General features: G+C 33.9%; 20 protein-coding genes. 14 read left to right on the top strand and 6 right to left on the bottom strand.

The window, feature by feature from the left end:
- Positions 1 to 41: 41 nt before the first annotated feature.
- Positions 42 to 797, top strand: coding sequence for a tRNA pseudouridine(38-40) synthase TruA (gene truA, locus ACHMWN_RS01245; protein ID WP_397297124.1), 756 nt, complete (start codon positions 42 to 44; stop codon positions 795 to 797).
- Positions 798 to 801: 4 nt separating this feature from the next.
- Positions 802 to 2,592, top strand: coding sequence for an ABC transporter ATP-binding protein (locus tag ACHMWN_RS01240; protein ID WP_397297122.1), 1,791 nt, complete (start codon positions 802 to 804; stop codon positions 2,590 to 2,592).
- 1 nt (position 2,593) lies between these two features.
- On the opposite strand, the gene ACHMWN_RS01235 is transcribed toward ACHMWN_RS01240, so the two are convergent.
- Entirely contained in the window at positions 2,594 to 3,028 is a 435-nt protein-coding gene (locus ACHMWN_RS01235) for a hypothetical protein (RefSeq protein ID WP_397297121.1), read from the bottom strand.
- Between the two features lie 123 nt (positions 3,029 to 3,151).
- On the opposite strand from ACHMWN_RS01235, the gene ACHMWN_RS01230 reads away from it, so the two are divergent.
- Positions 3,152 to 4,471, top strand: coding sequence for a dicarboxylate/amino acid:cation symporter (locus ACHMWN_RS01230; RefSeq protein WP_397297119.1), 1,320 nt, complete (start codon positions 3,152 to 3,154; stop codon positions 4,469 to 4,471).
- A 106-nt stretch (positions 4,472 to 4,577) separates the two neighbouring features.
- On the opposite strand, the gene ACHMWN_RS01225 is transcribed toward ACHMWN_RS01230, so the two are convergent.
- The gene (locus ACHMWN_RS01225) at positions 4,578 to 5,015 is read right to left on the bottom strand and encodes a cupin domain-containing protein (RefSeq protein ID WP_397297118.1); all 438 of its coding nucleotides are present in this window, start codon (positions 5,013 to 5,015) and stop codon (positions 4,578 to 4,580) included.
- 478 nt (positions 5,016 to 5,493) lie between these two features.
- Between ACHMWN_RS01225 and sucD the strand changes: the two genes are divergently transcribed.
- From sucD to fabG, 9 genes are all read left to right on the top strand, one after another.
- Positions 5,494 to 6,366: a succinate--CoA ligase subunit alpha gene (gene sucD, locus ACHMWN_RS01220; protein ID WP_397297116.1), complete on the top strand. Its 873-nt coding sequence runs from the start codon at positions 5,494 to 5,496 to the stop codon at positions 6,364 to 6,366.
- A gap of 180 nt (positions 6,367 to 6,546) precedes the next feature.
- Positions 6,547 to 7,026 (top strand): methionine-R-sulfoxide reductase, encoded by a 480-nt coding sequence (locus ACHMWN_RS01215; protein WP_397297114.1) that lies wholly within the window; start codon positions 6,547 to 6,549, stop codon positions 7,024 to 7,026.
- Between the two features lie 118 nt (positions 7,027 to 7,144).
- The gene (locus ACHMWN_RS01210; RefSeq protein WP_397297113.1) at positions 7,145 to 7,531 is read left to right on the top strand and encodes a septal ring lytic transglycosylase RlpA family protein; all 387 of its coding nucleotides are present in this window, start codon (positions 7,145 to 7,147) and stop codon (positions 7,529 to 7,531) included.
- Positions 7,532 to 7,968: 437 nt separating this feature from the next.
- Positions 7,969 to 8,946, top strand: a complete 978-nt coding sequence (locus ACHMWN_RS01205; RefSeq protein WP_397297111.1) for a ribonucleoside-diphosphate reductase small subunit — start codon at positions 7,969 to 7,971, stop codon at positions 8,944 to 8,946.
- A 115-nt stretch (positions 8,947 to 9,061) separates the two neighbouring features.
- Positions 9,062 to 11,446 carry a ribonucleoside-diphosphate reductase subunit alpha gene (locus tag ACHMWN_RS01200; RefSeq protein ID WP_397297109.1) on the top strand — a complete coding sequence of 795 codons (2,385 nt, stop codon included), beginning with the start codon at positions 9,062 to 9,064 and terminating at the stop codon, positions 11,444 to 11,446.
- Between the two features lie 127 nt (positions 11,447 to 11,573).
- Positions 11,574 to 11,780, top strand: a complete 207-nt coding sequence (locus ACHMWN_RS01195) for a cysteine-rich CWC family protein (RefSeq protein WP_397297107.1) — start codon at positions 11,574 to 11,576, stop codon at positions 11,778 to 11,780.
- Between the two features lie 81 nt (positions 11,781 to 11,861).
- On the top strand, positions 11,862 to 12,737 hold the full coding sequence (locus ACHMWN_RS01190) for a carbon-nitrogen hydrolase (protein WP_397297106.1): 876 nt from the start codon (positions 11,862 to 11,864) through the stop codon (positions 12,735 to 12,737).
- The gene (locus tag ACHMWN_RS01185; protein ID WP_397297104.1) at positions 12,727 to 13,800 is read left to right on the top strand and encodes an agmatine/peptidylarginine deiminase; all 1,074 of its coding nucleotides are present in this window, start codon (positions 12,727 to 12,729) and stop codon (positions 13,798 to 13,800) included. The genes ACHMWN_RS01190 and ACHMWN_RS01185 overlap by 11 nt, the downstream gene beginning before the upstream one ends.
- 85 nt (positions 13,801 to 13,885) lie before the next feature.
- The gene (gene fabG, locus ACHMWN_RS01180; RefSeq protein ID WP_397297102.1) at positions 13,886 to 14,629 is read left to right on the top strand and encodes a 3-oxoacyl-[acyl-carrier-protein] reductase; all 744 of its coding nucleotides are present in this window, start codon (positions 13,886 to 13,888) and stop codon (positions 14,627 to 14,629) included.
- A 59-nt stretch (positions 14,630 to 14,688) separates the two neighbouring features.
- Here the strand turns inward: fabG and ACHMWN_RS01175 are convergent, their stop codons facing one another.
- Complete coding sequence (locus tag ACHMWN_RS01175) at positions 14,689 to 15,084, bottom strand: hypothetical protein (protein WP_397303510.1); 396 nt, start codon at positions 15,082 to 15,084, stop codon at positions 14,689 to 14,691.
- Positions 15,085 to 15,226: 142 nt separating this feature from the next.
- Positions 15,227 to 15,427 (bottom strand): hypothetical protein, encoded by a 201-nt coding sequence (locus ACHMWN_RS01170; RefSeq protein ID WP_397297100.1) that lies wholly within the window; start codon positions 15,425 to 15,427, stop codon positions 15,227 to 15,229.
- A gap of 69 nt (positions 15,428 to 15,496) precedes the next feature.
- On the opposite strand from ACHMWN_RS01170, the gene ACHMWN_RS01165 reads away from it, so the two are divergent.
- Positions 15,497 to 17,581, top strand: coding sequence for a hypothetical protein (locus ACHMWN_RS01165; RefSeq protein ID WP_397297099.1), 2,085 nt, complete (start codon positions 15,497 to 15,499; stop codon positions 17,579 to 17,581).
- Positions 17,578 to 18,192: a trimeric intracellular cation channel family protein gene (locus ACHMWN_RS01160; RefSeq protein WP_397297097.1), complete on the top strand. Its 615-nt coding sequence runs from the start codon at positions 17,578 to 17,580 to the stop codon at positions 18,190 to 18,192. Before ACHMWN_RS01165 ends, ACHMWN_RS01160 begins: the two co-directional genes overlap by 4 nt.
- On the opposite strand, the gene ACHMWN_RS01155 is transcribed toward ACHMWN_RS01160, so the two are convergent.
- Both ACHMWN_RS01155 and ACHMWN_RS01150 read right to left on the bottom strand, forming a co-directional pair.
- Positions 18,189 to 18,686: a hypothetical protein gene (locus ACHMWN_RS01155; protein ID WP_397297095.1), complete on the bottom strand. Its 498-nt coding sequence runs from the start codon at positions 18,684 to 18,686 to the stop codon at positions 18,189 to 18,191. The genes ACHMWN_RS01160 and ACHMWN_RS01155 overlap by 4 nt on opposite strands.
- 94 nt (positions 18,687 to 18,780) lie before the next feature.
- Positions 18,781 to 19,080: a septum formation initiator family protein gene (locus ACHMWN_RS01150; RefSeq protein WP_397297094.1), complete on the bottom strand. Its 300-nt coding sequence runs from the start codon at positions 19,078 to 19,080 to the stop codon at positions 18,781 to 18,783.
- Positions 19,081 to 19,168 lie beyond the last annotated feature (88 nt).

Here is a 19,168-nt window from a genome sequence, read left to right as displayed (position 1 = left end):
GTAGGATGTGCAAATAGGTAGAAAAAAGTATTTTTGTGACCTTGAGATATTTTATAGAATTAAGTTATGATGGTACAGATTTCCACGGTTGGCAAACACAACCTAACGGAATAACTGTGCAAGAGTGTTTAGATAAAGCTTTAACTACTTGTTTTAGACAAAATATTACTTCACTCGGCTGCGGTAGAACTGATGCCGGCGTACATGCGACTCAATTTTATGCGCATTTTGATGTGGTTGATTTACCTGAAACAACAGTTGTTAATGCTGTCACAAGTATTAATGCATTATTGCCTTATAGTATTGCTATAAAACAGATATTAACTGTAAATAATGAGGCGCATGCTCGATTTGATGCTACTGCCCGAGCATATCAATATCATCTACACTTTGAAAAAGATCCATTTAAAATCAATCGCTCATGGATGTTTAAAGGAGAATTGAATTTAGATAAAATGAATGAAGCAGCTCAATTATTATTGAATTTTACTGATTTCTCTTGCTTTAGCAAATCTAAAACCCAAACCTTTACGAACAATTGTAAAATAACAAAAGCCAATTTTGAAAAGATAGAAGGAGGACTAATTTTCACTATTAAAGCCGATCGCTTTCTAAGAAATATGGTAAGAGCAATTGTTGGAACCTTAATTTTAGTGGGTAAAGGAGATATTGAAATAGCAGAAGTAGCACAGATTATAGAAAGTAAAAACAGAAGTAATGCAGGGCAATCTGTACCGGCTTGTGGATTGTATCTAGTAGCAATTGAATATCCATTTATTCAAGCATTAAAAAACTAAAAGAATGTCTAAAATAACAGGAGATGCGTTTAATGTTAATTTACTTAAAAGAGTTTTTGAGTATGTAAAACCGTATCGAAAAACATTTGTATGGTCGGTGGTTTTAACACTCTCACTAGCAATTATTACTCCTGTTAGACCATTTTTAATAGGATATGCACTGGATAAATTTATCCTTTTAGGAAATTACAAAGGCTTGGTACAAATGACCATTTTAATGGTGGTTTTACTGCTTTTGCAAACGGTAATTCAATACAGCCAAACCTTACTGACCAATACTTTAGGTCAATCAGCTATTAAAGATTTAAGAATAAATGTGTTTAATCATATTAGCCGTTTACGGCTTAAATATTTCGATCAAACACCAATTGGACAATTAATTACTCGAACAGTATCTGATTTGGAAACTATAGCAGATATTTTCTCGGAAGGATTAATTGCAATGGTGGGCGATTTATTACAAGTAGTGGTAATTATAGCTTGTATGTTATGGATAGATTGGGAATTAACACTCATTGTTTTATTGCCAATTCCATTTTTAATTGTTGCTACTCGTATTTTTCAAAAGTCTATTAAAGTTGCTTTTCAAGAAATTAGAACGGAAGTTTCCAATTTAAATACCTATTTGCAGGAACATATCAGTGGAATTTCCATTATCCAATATTTTGCTAGAGAAGAACAAGAATATAATAAGTTTAAAAAAATTAATTCTCGTTACCGTGATGCCAATATACGCTCGAATTGGTATTATTCTATTTTCTTTCCGGTTGTTGAGCTTATTTCTGCCTTGTCTTTAGGCTTATTGATTTGGTATGGGTCTAAAATGATTTTAGAAAAACCACTTGATGTTGAACCAGGAACAATTACAACGTTTATTATGTTTATCAACATGCTTTTTAGGCCGATTAGAGAGCTTGCCGATAAATTTAACACCTTGCAAATGGGTATGGTTGGGGCAGAACGTGTGTTTAAAGTTTTAGATACCAAAGAAACCACAGAAAATAAAGGGACATATACCCCAGAAAAAATGCAAGGAGCCATTAGCTTTGATAAAGTTTGGTTTAGTTATAATCAGGATGGAGAAATTGAACAAGAAAATTATGTGCTAAAAGATATTTCTTTCGAGGTAAAAGCAGGTCAAACTGTTGCTTTAGTGGGCGCAACTGGCGCAGGTAAATCGTCAACTATCAATATTTTAAATCGTTTCTACGAAATACAAAAAGGCGAAATTAAAGTAGATGGTATACCTATTAAAGCATATGAATTAGGTTATTTACGTAGCCATATAGCCACAGTATTACAAGATGTTTTTCTATTTTCGGATACAATTTTCAATAATATAACGCTTAACAACCCATCAATTACGTTTGATGAAGTGGTTGATGCCGCTAAAAAAGTGGGCGCTCATGATTTTATCGAACGCTTACCAGGAGGTTATCATTACAATGTGATGGAACGTGGGGCAACACTTTCTGCAGGGCAGGCTCAACTCATTTCATTTATTAGAGCGTTAGTTTATCAACCTTCAATTTTGGTGCTTGATGAAGCTACTTCATCGGTTGATACCGAAACAGAAATGTTAATACAAAGTGCTATAGAAAAATTAATGCAAGGCAGAACATCCATTGTAATTGCACACCGTTTATCTACCATTCAAAAAGCCAATTTAATTATCGTATTAGATAAAGGAGAAATTAAGGAAAAGGGTACACATCAACAATTGTTGAAACTAGATGGTTATTATAAACGTTTGTACGATTTACAATTTTCATCAGTAGGTATCGCTAAAAATTAATTTATTTAATCAACTGATCTTCAATAACAGTTTTCGTTACCGTAGTACCGCTAGTTACTGTAGTTTCTGTAGACAAGCCAATACTTGTATTTCTGACAAAACTCAATTTTTGCGTATATGCAGGAGTTCCTGAAAAAGTAATGTTATCACCTGTCGCATCAATACTATACGTTCTAGTCGTGATTGCAGTTTTATTCTGTTTAACTACTTTTCCATCGGCACTAAAAACTAAAGTATCAATCGGATTGTATTTTACCGTATCAGGGTTACCAGCAACATTATTGGTGTAAATTGTTTTTATGGTGTACTTAAGCGGCCACTTACCAATTAGTTGTTTTTGCACCAATTCTTTCGCATCAAAATCTTCTTTTTTACAGGCGTAAATAGTAAACGTTAAGCCAGCTAGAAAGATCATTACTAGATTCAATTTTTTCATGGTAATCACAAAGATAATGTATTAGTTCATTTGTTCAAGGCTCATAAAGCATAGTACGTTATACTAATGACCAATAAACAATACTATCTTATCCAATGCAGATGTAATTTCTTAAAAAATAGGATGTCAATAAAAAATGTTCCTATCTTCAATTCTTATTCAACTAAAATGAAGTCAATTTTATCTAATTTAACCTTTCAAGTTTTAGTAGCCATCACTTTAGGCGTTTTAATGGGCGTTTTTTATCCCGCATTTGCCCCTCATGCAGAGTTAATTAGCAAGAGTTTCATTAACATGATTAGCATGTTAATTGCCCCAATTATATTTTTCACTATTGTTTTAGGTATTGCTCACATGGGTGATATGAAAAAAGTTGGTCGAGTTGGTGGTAAGGCATTATTGTATTTTGAAATCGTAACGACCATTGCCATTATCATCGGTTTGGTAGTCGCCAATGTTTTAAAACCAGGTATAAATGTGCAAGTGCCACCAGGCGATGTTGCTAAAATTGCTACTTATACTGCACAAGCTGGAGAAATTAACTGGTTAGAATTTATTGCTCATATCATCCCTAAGAATATTTTTGAAGCGTTTACCAAAGGTGAAATTTTACAGATCTTATTCTTTGCTATTTTATTTGGCTATGGTTTAAGTAAGATGGGAGAAAAAGGTCATTCTCTAATTAGTAGCTTCGATAAAATTTCAAAAGTATTATTCAACATTATGAAAGTGGTGATGCGCTTTGCGCCAATTGGTGCTTTCGGTGGAATGGCTTTTAGTGTTGGCAAATATGGTTTAGGTACATTATTGCCAATGGCAAAACTGATGGGTTCGGTTTATCTAACCTGTTTCTTATTTATTTTTGTAATATTAAATGGTATTTGTAGGTATTACAAATTCAGTTTGTGGCAATATTTAAAATACATCCGACAAGAAATATTAATTGTTTTAGGTACATCTTCATCAGAATCGGTACTGCCAAGTATGATGAAAAAGATGGAAGATATCGGTTGTGATAAATCTGTAGTAGGCTTAGTTATCCCGACAGGCTATTCTTTTAACCTGGATGGTACAGCTATTTATTTAGCAATGGCAGTGATCTTTTTAACCCAAGTTTTTAATGTTGATTTATCCATTGGTGAACAGATTTCCATCATGGCTGTATTGATGGTTACTTCAAAAGGAGCGGCAGGTGTTACGGGAAGTGGATTTATTGTGTTGGCTAGTACACTTACGGCTTTAAAAATTATGCCGGTAGAACATATTGCGATTTTATTAGGTGTTGATCGCTTTATGAGTGAAGCAAGAGCAATTACCAACATGATTGGAAATGGAATTGCCACTATTGTTATCGCTAAAAGTGAAAATGAATTTGATCAACAAAAATATTTAAAAGCAGTTAGCCCTGCATCAATAGAAAAAGCAGAGGAAGATCATTTTTAATCTTTATCATCCATCACCCTGAATTTATTTCAGGGTCTTTCCTGCAAGTTAGGTGCTAAAATAAATTCAGCATGATGAAGGTTATAAAAGAGCTTATTCAACTCATTTACTTCTTCCCGTAAACAATTAGAATCGTTAAATCAGTATTTGGGTCTGGTTCTATGCCATGAGAGCTTCCTGGTCTGGTTAAAATTGCATCGCCAGGTTTTACCGAGAAAGTTTCGCCATTCATTTTCATCTTACCGGTACCGCTCAACACATAATAAATTTCATCCTCCTTTTGTAAGTGATAACCAATTGATGAACCCGCTTTTAATGTTCTTTTTCTGAAAGCTGTTTTTAAGTTTTTAGCATCACCAAAAAAGTTATACCCAATAGTTTTACCTCCACCATTGTGTGTGCCAGATTCTTCTTTGGCAACATTTACATCATTTTGTAGTATATATTTACTGGTATCTATTGTTTGTGATTTAGCAGTATGCTGAAAAACACATAGAAAAGCTGTACAAAATAAAACGGAGTAAAAGCGAGGGGAGATTTTCATTGAGTATGATTCTGTTTAGAATAAAAATAGACATTTGAACTTTATTTGTCAAAGTATATGTTTAAACAAATAAATCTGCAATAACTTTCTTAAGAAAAAAATGTGATTTCTTTTTCATCTTCTTAATGTCAAACCTGAAAATAATTAATAAACTGGGTATTAGTTGAGACGGACTTAGTTCGGATTTTGTTCGGGGTTTGGTCGGACTTGTGACAATTGAGTCCGAAGGAACTCCGTTTTAACTGCGACTAAAGTATGAGTTATGATTAACATGAGTTATTCTTGTTCATCAATCTGATAAATTTAAATTTTAGTTGTTATCACTCCTTTTTTTAGTGGATTGTATCTACTGCAAGGCTGTTTAATAAGTGCATAGTATCAGCATACTAGTAATAAATACCGATATAAGAAATTATCTGCCAATTGCATTTGACAATCCATTTCAATTACCTTAGATTTGCACAAAAAAATAGATATAATGAGTGTTTTAGTAAATAAAGATTCAAAAGTAATTGTTCAAGGGTTTACCGGTAATGAAGGTACGTACCATGCAGAGCAAATGATAGCATACGGTACAAACGTTGTTGGCGGGGTAACACCTGGTAAAGGCGGTCAAACGCACTTAGACAGACCAGTATTTAACACTGTAAAAGACGCTGTTGATAAGGCTGGTGCTAATGTATCTATTATATTTGTACCACCTGCATTTGCTGCAGATGCAATTATGGAAGCTGCAGAAGCTGGTATTAAAGTTATCGTGTGTATTACAGAAGGTATTCCAACTAAGGATATGATTGCTGTAAAATCTTATATAAAAGGTAGAGATTGCCGTTTAATTGGCCCTAACTGTCCAGGTGTAATTACTGCTGATGAAGCTAAAATTGGTATTATGCCAGGCTTTATTTTCAAAAAAGGTACAGTTGGTGTAGTTTCTAAATCAGGTACGTTAACTTACGAGGCGGTAGATCAAGTAGTAAAAGCTGGTTTGGGTATTACAACTGCAATTGGTATTGGCGGTGATCCAATTATCGGAACAACGACTAAAGAAGCTGTAGAATTGTTAATGAACGATCCAGAAACTGAAGGTATCATTATGATTGGTGAAATTGGTGGTGGCATGGAAGCTGAAGCTGCATTGTGGATTAAAGCAAATGGCACTAAACCAGTTGTAGGTTTCATCGCTGGTCAAACTGCGCCTCCAGGACGTAGAATGGGTCATGCTGGTGCAATTGTTGGCGGTGCCGATGATACTGCAGCTGCTAAAATGAAAATTATGGCAGAGTGCGGAATTATTGTAGTAGAAAGCCCAGCAGAAATTGGTGAAGCAATGGCGAATGCGCTAAAAAAATAAAATTGATTTTTTAAATCTTTTAAAAGCGTTCCATACTATGGAACGCTTTTTTTGTGCCTAAAAAGTTATCAAAACCTTACGTTTGCATGAAAAACAAAGTCTTGCAATTAGTTATATTTGTTAAGCGAGATAAAATCCAAATGTTAACGCAAAACGTATATGTTTAAAAGCATAACACACATGAAAAGAACAATCAATAAAACAGTATTTGCATTAAGTCTGTTATTTTTAACAAGCTTAGTTGCTTGCGCACAAAAACAAGAAAAAACACCTCCATCTAAAACTACTAAGAAAATGGAATACAATAAATTAACCAAAGAAGAAGAAGACGTAATTGTTCGTAAAGGAACAGAATACCCAGGAACGGGTAAATATGATAAGTTTAATGAAAAGGGCACTTACACCTGCAAACGTTGCAATGCGGCGTTGTATAAATCAGATTCTAAATTTGATGCACATTGTGGATGGCCATCTTTTGATGATGAAATTAAAGGTGCAGTAAAACGTGTGCCAGATGCTGATGGACAACGTACAGAGATTGTTTGTGCAAATTGTGGCGCTCACTTAGGCCACGTATTTGTAGGCGAAGGTTTAACTTCTAAGAACACACGTCATTGTGTAAATTCAATTTCAATGAACTTTGTGCCTGATAAAAAATAAGTCGAAAAATCGATTTTATAAATGCTCAGATTAATCTGGGCATTTTTTTTGCTTGTAGGGACGATGAATAAATGAGCTTTTATGTAAATAGAACTCATTTTGTATATTTGATTTACCTATGAGAAATAAAATGAAACTTTTGCTGCTCTTTTGCATTGCTTCCTTGACAGTAAAAGCCACATCTTTACCAACAAAACACCCCGATACTGTTGTAAAAACTATTTTTACATCTTATTATGCTAAAAAATTTGAAGGCCGAAAAACATCAAGTGGCGAAAGGTATAGAGGAGCGAAATTAACGGCTGCTCATCTTACTCTTCCTTTTGGTACATTAATTACGGTGAGAAATTTAGTGAATGGCAAAACGGTTACTGTTAGAGTAAACGATCGGGGACCACATAGCAAGAAATTTTCATTAGACTTATCGCAGTCAGCGGCCAAAGCCATAGGCATTTATAGACTAGGTTATGCCAAAGTAGAAATCACATATGTGCTCCCTAAATAATTTTAATAATTCTCGTGTTATAACACATTTTTTAAAATTATTAACACTCGTTTTGATTCTCTAAGTCCTTAAAAAGAAATAATTAGCTTTTTTCTAAGTTGTTTATGACCAAATTTTGATGAGAATTTCCATTCAAATCAACAACATGTTAACAACTTTGTAACTCAAAAAATCGCTCAACTTCTATATTTGTTAAAGAAAGTTCTTTAAAGGAATCCACTCAAAATATTATTTAAATACTTAATATTTAGTTGTTTAAAAAGCGTTAAAAATTCAATGTTTTTTAAATGTTTTAGCTAAGTACTTGTGATGTTGGCGGCGTGATTTTGATAAAGCTTTTAGGTTAAGGGGTTTAACAGTTTTTAGGGATAACAGCAGACTTGCACTAAAACTAGAAAACCTATAGTAACAATTTCTAAACGTTAAAAAACTAAACTATGCAGCAAGAACAAGAATTATTATTAAAAGAAAACAAAGATCGTTTTGTTCTACTCCCAATTAAATATCCAGCCATTTGGGAGATGTATAAAAAAAGTGAGGCAAGTTTTTGGACAGCAGAAGAAATTGACTTATCCGATGATCAAAAACATTGGGATAATTTAAATGATGGCGAAAGACATTTCATTTCTCACATTTTAGCTTTTTTCTCTGCTAGTGATGGTATTGTAAACGAAAACTTAGCTGTTAACTTTATGAGCGAGGTGCAGTTACCAGAAGCACGTTGTTTTTATGGTTTCCAAATTATGATGGAAAACATCCATGCTGAAACGTATGCGTTGTTAATTGACACGTACATTAAAGATCCAGATGAAAAAGATCGTTTATTCCATGCAATTGATACTGTTCCGGCGGTGAAAAGAAAAGCAGAATGGGCTTTACGTTGGATTGAAAACGGAACTTTTGCAGAACGTTTAGTTGCTTTTGCTGCGGTAGAAGGAATTTTCTTTAGCGGTAGTTTTTGTTCTATCTTTTGGTTGAAAAAACGTGGTTTAATGCCAGGCTTGACGTTTAGTAACGAATTAATTTCTAGAGATGAGGGTATGCACTGCGAATTTGCTTGTTTGCTATACAGTATGCTAGAAAATAAATTGAGCGAAAAACAAGTGCATGATATTATTCGCGATGCAGTAGAAATTGAAAAAGAATTTATTACCGATGCGTTGCCAGTAGCATTAATTGGAATGAACGCTAAATTAATGAGTCAATACATTGAATTTGTAGCCGATAGATGGATTAGTGAATTAGGATACAAAAAAATATATAATGCATCAAATCCATTCGATTTTATGGAGATGATTTCATTACAAGGAAAAACAAATTTCTTTGAGAAAAGAGTAGGTGATTATCAAAAAAGTGGAGTATTAACCTCTACAGAAGATAAAGCAGCTGCATTTTCACTAGATGATGATTTTTAATTAGAGTTAAGGGCAAAAGGTTAGGGCTTTGTCTGGTACTTGAAACTATATAATAAAAATAATTTAAAACCTGGTGCCGCTATTATCTAATACGCACCATTAATACTTGATTAGGATGTTTGTAATAAAAAGAGATGGCCGCCAAGAAGCGGTAAAGTTTGATAAGATAACCGCTCGCATTGAGAAGTTGTGTTATGGTTTTAACGCGGAATTAGTAGACCCTATAGATGTTGCCAAAAAGGTAATTGAAGGATTGTACGATGGCGTTACAACTTCAGAGCTTGATAATCTTGCAGCTGAAACGGCTGCTTCCCTAACTACAAAACACCCAGATTATGCATTGTTAGCATCGCGTATTGCAGTTTCTAACTTGCACAAGAATACAGTAAAATCGTTCTCTAAAACAATGGAAATGCTGTATACTTATGTAGACCCTAAAACAGAAAAACCTTCATCGCTTATTGCAGAAGATGTTTGGGAAGTGATTAAAAACAACGCTGATATTTTAGATAGTACAATCATTTACGATAGAGATTTTGGTTTTGATTATTTCGGTTTCAAAACTTTAGAAAAATCCTATTTATTAAAAGTAAATGGTGTAATTGTAGAGCGCCCACAACACTTATTTATGCGTGTGTCGGTTGGTATTCACAAAGAAGATATCGAAAGTGCTATTAAAACATATAACTTGATGAGCGAGCGTTGGTTTACACATGCTACACCAACCTTATTTAATGCAGCTACACCAAAACCTCAAATGTCATCATGTTTCTTGTTAACCATGCAAGACGATAGCATTGAAGGTATTTACGATACGCTAAAACAAACTGCTAAAATTTCTCAAAGTGCTGGTGGTATTGGATTAAGCATTCACAACATCCGTGCTACGGGAGCTTATATTGGCGGAACAAACGGTACAAGTAACGGTATCGTGCCAATGTTAAAAGTATTTAACGATACAGCTCGTTATGTAGATCAAGGTGGAGGTAAACGTAAAGGTGCGTTTGCTATTTATTTAGAGCCTTGGCATGCTGATATTTTTGCTTTCTTAGACTTACGTAAAAATCATGGTAAGGAAGAAATGAGAGCTCGTGATTTATTCTATGCACTTTGGATTTGCGATTTATTTATGCAACGTGTAGAAGACAATGGCGATTGGAGCTTATTCTCTCCAGATGAGGCGCCAGGTTTAGCAGATTGCCATGGCGAAGAGTTTAATAAATTATACACTAAATACGAACAAGAAGGTAGAGCTCGTAAAACGATAAAAGCGCAAGAACTTTGGTTTGCTATTTTAGATGCTCAAATTGAAACGGGTACACCATATTTATTGTACAAAGATGCTGCGAATGGTAAATCGAATCAGCAAAATTTAGGTACAATTAAGTCATCTAACTTATGTACTGAAATTATTGAGTATACGTCTAAAGATGAAGTTGCGGTTTGTAATTTAGCTTCATTAGCGTTACCACGATTTGTAATTAATGGTGAATTTGATCACCAAAAATTATACGATGTAACCTATCAAGCTACATTAAACTTAAACAAAATCATCGATCATAACTATTACCCAGTTATTGAAGCGCAAAACTCTAACTTCCGTCACCGTCCAGTTGGATTAGGTGTACAAGGTTTGGCAGATGCATTTATTTTAATGCGTTTACCTTTTGAAAGTGATGCAGCTAAAGAATTAAATACCGATATTTTTGAAACCATTTACTTTGCTGCAATGACAGCATCGGCTGATTTAGCAGTTAAACATGGTCATTACGAAAGCTTTAAAGGTTCTCCATTATCTAAAGGTAAATTCCAATTTGATCTGTGGAATGTAACTCCAAAAAGTAAACGTTGGGATTGGGAAAGTTTACGTAAACGCGTAGTAAAAACTGGTGTGTACAATTCATTATTGGTAGCACCAATGCCAACCGCATCTACTTCACAAATTTTAGGAAACAACGAATGTTTCGAACCATACACTTCGAATATCTATACACGTCGTGTATTAAGTGGAGAGTTTGTAGTAGTGAACAAACACCTATTAAAAGACTTGGTTTCTTTAGGTTTATGGACACCAGCAATGAAGGATAGAATTATTTTAGCGAATGGTTCAATTCAAGATATTGCAGAAATTCCTGATTACATTAAAGAATTGTACAAAACAGTTTGGGAAATTAAAATGCGTAACATCATAGATATGGCTGCCGATAGAGGTGCTTATATTTGCCAATCGCAATCGCTAAACTTGTTTATCAATGCACCAAATACTTCTAAATTAACTTCAATGCATTTCTATGCTTGGAAAAAAGGATTGAAAACAGGTATGTACTATTTACGTACACAAGCTGCTTCTCAAGCTGTTAAATTCACAGTAGAAAATCAAGGTGGTAAAGCAATTGAAGCTGTAATTCCAGATACAATTCCTCAAGATCAAGTAGCTGAAGAAATTGTTGATGGGCCAGTTTGCTCAATGGAAGAAGGCTGTATCAGCTGTTCAGGCTAGTTTTTTAGTTTGCCAAATAAATATGAAGGAGTTAAGATGGAAACATCTTGCTCCTTTTTTGTTTTACTTTGCGGTTAGATTTGTTGCTCCATTCTTAGATTAAAAGGTTATATCTTTGTATTAGTACATGACAAAACACGAAATTATTCCATGCGAGCGTTGTGGAACTGCAATAGAATGTAAGGCAAATTCTTATACCAAATGTCAATGCAGTGCAGTACAACTTACCATTAATGAAGTACAATACATTAGCGAGTTGTACGATGGTTGCTTGTGTGCCAAATGTCTTTTTGAGTTACAACAAGAATATAGAGAAGGTTTAACTGCAAGTTAGTTGTAAAGTATTACAAACCTTAACCTTTTACCTTTTTACCCTCCACCTTTTTCCTTAACTTTGTCTTAAATTTTTATACAGATGAGTAAAGTAAAAGTTGGCTTAGTGCAAATGAGCTGTACAAAGGATAAGCAAGAAAATTTAGATAAAGCGATTGTTAAAGTTAGAGAAGCTGCGGCAAAAGGTGCACAAATTGTGTGCTTGCAAGAGCTGTTTACTTCTTTATACTTTTGTGATGTAGAGGATTATGACAACTTTGATTTAGCAGAGAAAATTCCTGGCCCATCTACAGATGCTTTGCAAGTGGTTGCTAAAGAACTAGGGGTGGTAATTATTGCTTCATTATTCGAAAAAAGAGCAGAAGGTTTATACCATAATACAACCGCAGTTTTAGATGCTGATGGAAGTTATTTGGGTAAATATCGTAAAATGCATATCCCTGATGATCCAGCTTTTTATGAGAAATTTTATTTTACACCAGGTGATTTAGGTTACAAAGTTTTCGAAACTAAATTTGCTAAAATCGGTATTTTAATTTGTTGGGATCAATGGTATCCAGAAGCTTCTCGTATTACCGCTTTAATGGGCGCTGATATTATGTTTTATCCAACTGCCATTGGTTGGGCGACTGATCAAGATGAAGAAACCAATCAAGATCAATACAATGCTTGGCAAACCATACAACGTTCTCATTCGGTTGCAAATGGAGTTCCAGTTGTAAGTGTTAATCGTGTAGGTTTTGAGCAAGATGGTGCTATGAAGTTTTGGGGTGGAAGTTTTGCAACTAATGCACAAGGTAAACTGCTTTATTTAGCTTCACATGATAAAGAAGAAACAGAAGTAGTGGAGTTGGATTTAAGTCAAAGTGATTATATGCGTAAACATTGGCCTTTTTTAAGAGATAGGAGGATAGATTCTTATCAGCCAATTACAAAAAGATATATTGATGGCGATTAGTGTGATAAATACTTCCGAGCAACCAGAATTTGCGAACTCGCCGAAAAAACAAGGTTATTCGTTTCCTGCGGAGTGGGCTAAACATGAAGCGACTTGGTTAAGTTGGCCACATAAAGAGGAAAGTTGGCCTGGTAAAATCGAAACGATTTACGAGCCTTATTGTCAATTCATCAAAATAGTTGCAACAGGCGAAAAAGTGCGCATTAATGTGAAAGATGAAGAGATGAAAGTTTTTGCAATCTCAGAATTGCAGAAAGTTGATGCAGATTTATCGCAAATAGAGTTTTACTTCAACGAAAGCAATGATGCTTGGTGCCGCGATCATGGACCGGCATTTGTTGTTAAAGGAAATGAAAAGGCTGTTATAGATTGGGGCTACAATGCTTGGGGAGGAAAATATCCACCGTTTGATTTGGATGATGTAATACCAACAAAGATTGCTAAACATTTTAATCTGCCACTATTTACTCCTGATATCGTAATGGAAGGTGGCTCTGTAGAATTTAACGGTGCCGGAACTATTTTAACTAGTACTGCTTGCTTATTGAATGAAAATAGAAATCCTCATTTAAATAAGGAGCAAATAGAAACCTATTTAAAAGAGTTTTACGGTGCAGAACAGGTTTTATGGGTTGGAGATGGAATAATTGGAGATGATACTGATGGTCATATCGACGACATTACCCGTTTTGTAAATGAGGATACTGTTTTAACGGTTTTGGAAAGTAATCCATTAGATGAAAATCATATTCTATTGCAAGAAAACTACGAAGCATTAAAAGAAATGAGATTACATGACGGCAGACGATTAAACATCATCAAATTGCCAATGCCATCGCCAGTAATTTATGAAGATACACGCTTGCCAGCATCTTATGCTAACTTTTATATCGCAAATGCTGCGGTTATCGTACCCACCTTTAGAGATGTAAATGATAAAATTGCGTTAGAAATTATTCAAAAAGCTTTTACTGATAGGCCAGTTGTAGGTATTGATTCTACAGATATTATTTGGGGTCTAGGAAGCTTTCATTGCTTAAGTCAACAAGAACCTGCTGTGTAGTTCACAATTTTAACACAGAAGGAAAACAATTAAGCAATATTATTAACTTTACAACATAAACAGTTCAACTTTACAACATTTCATAATGAAATTACTAGAAGGAAAAACAGCACTTATCACAGGTGCCTCAAAAGGAATAGGTCGCAAAATAGCTGAAAAATTTGCAGAACAAGGTGCTAATGTCGCATTCACGTATTTATCATCAGTTGAAAAGGGACAAGCATTAGAACAAGAGTTACAAAGTTTTGGTACTAAAGTTAAAGGCTATCGCTCTGATGCTTCTAAATTCGATGAAGCTGAGCAATTGATAAATGATATTGTGGCTGAATTTGGTACTATTGATATTGTGGTTAACAACGCCGGTATTACAAAAGATGGTTTGTTAATGCGTATGACGGAGGAAAATTGGGATGATGTAATGAATGTTAACCTTAAATCAATCTTTAATGTAACCAAAGCAGTTTCTAAAATAATGATGAAGGCCCGGAAAGGTGTATTCATTAATATGAGTTCTGTAGTTGGAGTAACAGGAAACGCTGGTCAAGCAAATTATGCAGCTTCAAAAGCTGGTATTATTGGTTTCACCAAATCAGTAGCTAAAGAATTAGGTTCTCGTAATATTCGTGCAAATGTAGTTGCACCTGGGTTTATTCGTACAGAAATGACGGAAGTTTTAGATCCAGCAGTAGTTGCAGGTTGGGAAAAAGATATCCCACTTAAACGTGCTGGTGAAACAGAAGACATTGCTAATGTTTGTGTTTTCTTAGCATCAGATATGAGTGCTTATGTAACTGGACAAACATTGTCTGTTTGCGGCGGAATGCTATAGAAAAGTTAAAAGAATTAAGACTAGTTCTCTAACATAAAGCTCTCCAATTTGGAGGGCTTTTATTTTACCATATAATTTCCATTCACTTGATCAACTTGTACTAAGCTTTTATCCTTATCAAATACTGCATAGCCTTTTTGTAAGGTTTGCCAAAAATTAACTTGTTGTGGAAATTGAACACTGTATTTTTTCAAATTTGCATTGGTCATTTTAAATGGAAAAATAGTTACAGGAATTTCTTCTTGTCCACCGTTGCGAGCCTCGACAGCTAAAACGTAAACTTCCTTTATTTTTTCATCAGTTAAAGGAATACAACCAACAGTTACGCAATTGCCATGAATATAAATGTCACCACCAGTTTTATTACCTGTACCAGTACGCATTGCATCAACTTTGTTTGGGTAATCTATTCCTAAAGATAAATGGAAACTACTTTCGGGATTAAACACATTAATCTTGTAAAACCCTTCTGGAGTTTGTCCATCACCTTCAATTACTTTGGGTCCTAAAGTACCAGAATGTGCACAGAAATCATAAGTTTTAAATAATTTATAATGGGTTTGGTTAGGTGTTTTTAGCCAAACTTCTAATTTTCCTTCAGCTTTTATATGCTGCCAAGTATAAGCTAAAATTTCCAGTTAGTCCAGCACTTTGTAATTCAGTTTGTAGCGATTTCCATTTCTCAGCATATGCATTTTTAACGCGTTCAAATTTTAGTTGATTTTGCTTAAAAGTGCTTTGAGCGGATGCAGATATGGCCATCATAAGAACGAGCATTAACTTTATAAATATTTTCATTAGAGCATCTATTTCGCTAACAAATTACGTTGATTTTTTTAGAAAATTAGCATCTTTACGTTTAAGCTTATGGATAATTTTTTTTCCGCTTCTTCGATACTTACTTTCCTTGCCTGCCTTTTATTAGGTTGCTTGTATGCTTGGCTTTTATATCGAAAAAATAAAAGTCTCCATAAGAATTTAAAATATACACTTACCGCTTTAAGAATACTGACAATTGCAGCTATTGCATGGTTATTTTTTGCACCACTAATAAAACTAATTTCTTATACTCCAGAAAAACCAATTGTTGTTTTAGCACATGATAATTCTATTTCTGTTGATCAGATTGAACCAGTAGGGTTTAATAAACGCAAATACCAACAAGATTTACAGCAATTAGTAGATAAACTTTCTGCTAAGTACGAGGTTAAAACTTACAGCTTTAGTGATAGTGTTAAAAGTGGCTTAAATTTCTCTGGACAAGGAAAATTGAGCAATGCTTCTTTACTATTTAATCAGTTAAATGATGAATTATTAAACAGGAATGTAGGCGCTATAATTTTAGGGAGTGATGGTATTTTTAATCGTGGCGGTAATCCGTTATATGAATTAAGTAAAATAAAAACGCCTATTTACACAATTGCCATGGGCGATACCATTCCTAAACGAGATATTTTAATTGCCAACGTAAACTATAACAATTTGGTTTATTTAGATAATGAATTTACGTTAGATGTGCAGGTGCAAGCTTATGAAAGTAAAGGCGAAACTACTCAACTTTCGGTGTTAGAAAATGGGACGAAAGCTAAAGAACAAAGCATAGCTATTAATTCAAATAGCTTTGTGAAAGATGTACAGGTAAAATTGAAAGCGAATAAGATCGGTATACAGAAATATACCATCAATTTATCATCCTTAAAGAACGAAATTACAACCAAAAACAATAGTCAAACTATTTTTATAGAAGTCATTGATGCTCGTCAAAAGATACTATTAGCTGCAGCGGCTCCGCATCCAGATATTACAGCTATAAAACAAGCTATCGAATTAAATAAGCATTACGAAGTTACGGTTGCTTTGGCAGATGAATTGAATACAATTGACCCAACTAAATACAGTTTAGCAGTTTTATACCAGTTGCCTAATAGTGTAAATACGGCTACCTCTTTAATTACTAAACTACAAGAAGCAAAATTATCCCTGTGGTATATTTTAGGTGCACAAACCAATATTGGTACTTTAAATCAAGTACAAAAAATACTGAATTTTAGTAGAGCTAACGGATCGTTACAAGAAGTTTTCCCATACTCAGATGTCAATTTTACTGCTTTTAATTTAGATGCAAATTCTTTAAAGCAATTAAATGAGTATGATCCATTACAAATGCCTTTTGCTAATTTAAGTGTGAATGGAAATTATACTGCAGTATTAAATCAACGTATTGGTAAAATTAATACACAAACCCCACTTTGGTTTTTTACAGAAGATAATGGCAAGAAACTAGGTTTTCTACTTGGCGAGGGGATTTGGAAATGGAAGTTGGAAGAAGCGAAAAATGAACAAAGTTTCCCGCTATTTAATGAGTTAATTTCTAAAACTGTACAATATCTTTCTGTTAAGGATGATAAACGAAAGTTTAAAGTATATAGCACAAAAAGTACTTTTGATGAAAATGAGAACGTCGTGTTAAATGCAACCTTATATAATGATGCTTATGAACCTGTAAATGCGCCTGATGTTAATGTTCAAATTAAAAATACAGATGGCAAAACCTTTAATTACACATTTTCTAAGTTTGGAACTGCTTATCGTTTAGATGCAGGTACTATGTCGCAAGGAAATTATACCTACGTAGCCAATACCATTTTGGGCGATAAGAAATATACTGCTTCAGGAGCTTTTTATGTAAATGCACTTATCGCTGAATACCAACAAACTACAGCTAATCATCAATTATTGTATACCATGGCACAACAAAGTGGTGGTAAGATGATTATGCCAGGTAATTTATTAAGTTTGATGAACGAACTAGAAAAAAGCGGTCAATTAAAAACGATAAGTTATGAAGATCGTAAATACGAAGAGCTCATCAATCTAAAATGGTTATTTGGATTGATTGTACTTTTATTGAGCACAGAATGGTTTTTAAGAAAACGTAATGGAGAAATATGATAGATGTTAACACTACGTATGTAATTGAAATCTTAGGGACCATCTCCTTTGCTATTTCAGGTTCATTTGCGGCTATGCAAAGACGTTTAGATCCATTTGGTGTGCTAATTATTGCTTTTGTAACATCAATTGGGGGTGGAACGGTTCGCGATTTATTACTTGGAGATACACCAGTAGCTTGGATGAGGGATGTAAATTATTGTCTGCTTATCCTGGTAACATCTTTGTTAACGGTGTTCTTTAAAACCCAAATTAAAAAATTTAAGGTAACACTCTTCTTATTCGATTCGCTAGGTTTAGGATTATTTACCTTAGTTGGCGTACAAAAAGGAATTGTTTTCGGGTTAAGTCCAGGTATTTGTGTAGCGCTAGGAACAATTACCGGATGTTTTGGAGGTGTAATTCGTGATACCTTATTAAATACAATTCCTTTAATTTTTAGAAAGGAAATTTATGCTACTGCTTGTATTTTAGGTGGGATTCTTTACTTCGCTCTACTCTATTTTAATCTCAAAGCAGATGTTGCTAAAATTATTGTAATTGCGTTTATTTTTACTTTAAGGATAATTGTGGTGCGCTATAAATTAGCCTTGCCAAAATTTGGGTATTAGTTATATAAAAATTCCTCTAGTTTACCTTTTTGGTTGGCATCGTTTAATTGCCAAAGCTCCTTAGACCAACTCTTTTTATCTTCTTGTTTATCCAAATAGGGAAGAACTAAGCGCATAGTTCCTAAAACTAGCTCCTTTTGATCTTTGATTGTGCTGTTTTCTAATGTGAATTTGGTTAAACCAGCCATGTACATTAACATCAAATCAGAATCGGTGTTAAAGTAATTTGTTTCTTTTTCTCCTAAGAAGAAAGTGTAATCAAGTGTACCATTCATCCATTTAATTAAAAACTGTCCTGCTTCTGTTCTTGAACTGTTTTTTTTATTGATGGGAGTTTCGAATAAATAAGTGGTAACTTTTAACGCTGTGGGTTCAGCATCCTTATAATGAGCCTTTTTATTTAGCTTTATATGCTTTAAGTTGGGTAATTCTTGTGAATAAGAATAATAAATGCTTGTAAAAAACAATAAGAAAAATAGGATTATTTTTTTCATAACACTCTTGTAGAGTTTAATTTACATTCTTTTCAATGCGAATATAAAATATTACCATGAAAATAGTTATGAAAATATTTTATTAACCTGATGGTTATTTTTTGGTATCGTCTTTAACAATTACAAAGACATCTTCGTTGTCTTTTTTCATGAAATATTTTTCACGGGCGAATTTTTCGGCTGTAACTAAGTTACTATCTAGTTCTTTAAGATCTTTTTTAACGGATGCAGTTTCCTTTGTATAGAAATCTTTCTCTTGCTGCAATTTGTGTACTTCTGCACGATACTCATATTGAGAAAGCATATCATTTTTATCAAAAAATAACATCCATACGGCAAAAGCCACGATAGCTAAAAAGTATTTGTTTCGCAAAAGTTCTAATAACCGTTTCATCAGCACAAATATATAATTAAATAAAAACATCCGAAGGTTTTAAATCTTCGGATGTTTTGCAAATATGTTTATCAACTTGTTAACAACG

Source organism: Pedobacter sp. UC225_61, assembly GCF_044452285.1.
Classification (GTDB): Bacteria; Bacteroidota; Bacteroidia; order Sphingobacteriales; family Sphingobacteriaceae; genus Pedobacter.
This window is presented reverse-complemented; position numbering and strand designations above follow the sequence as displayed.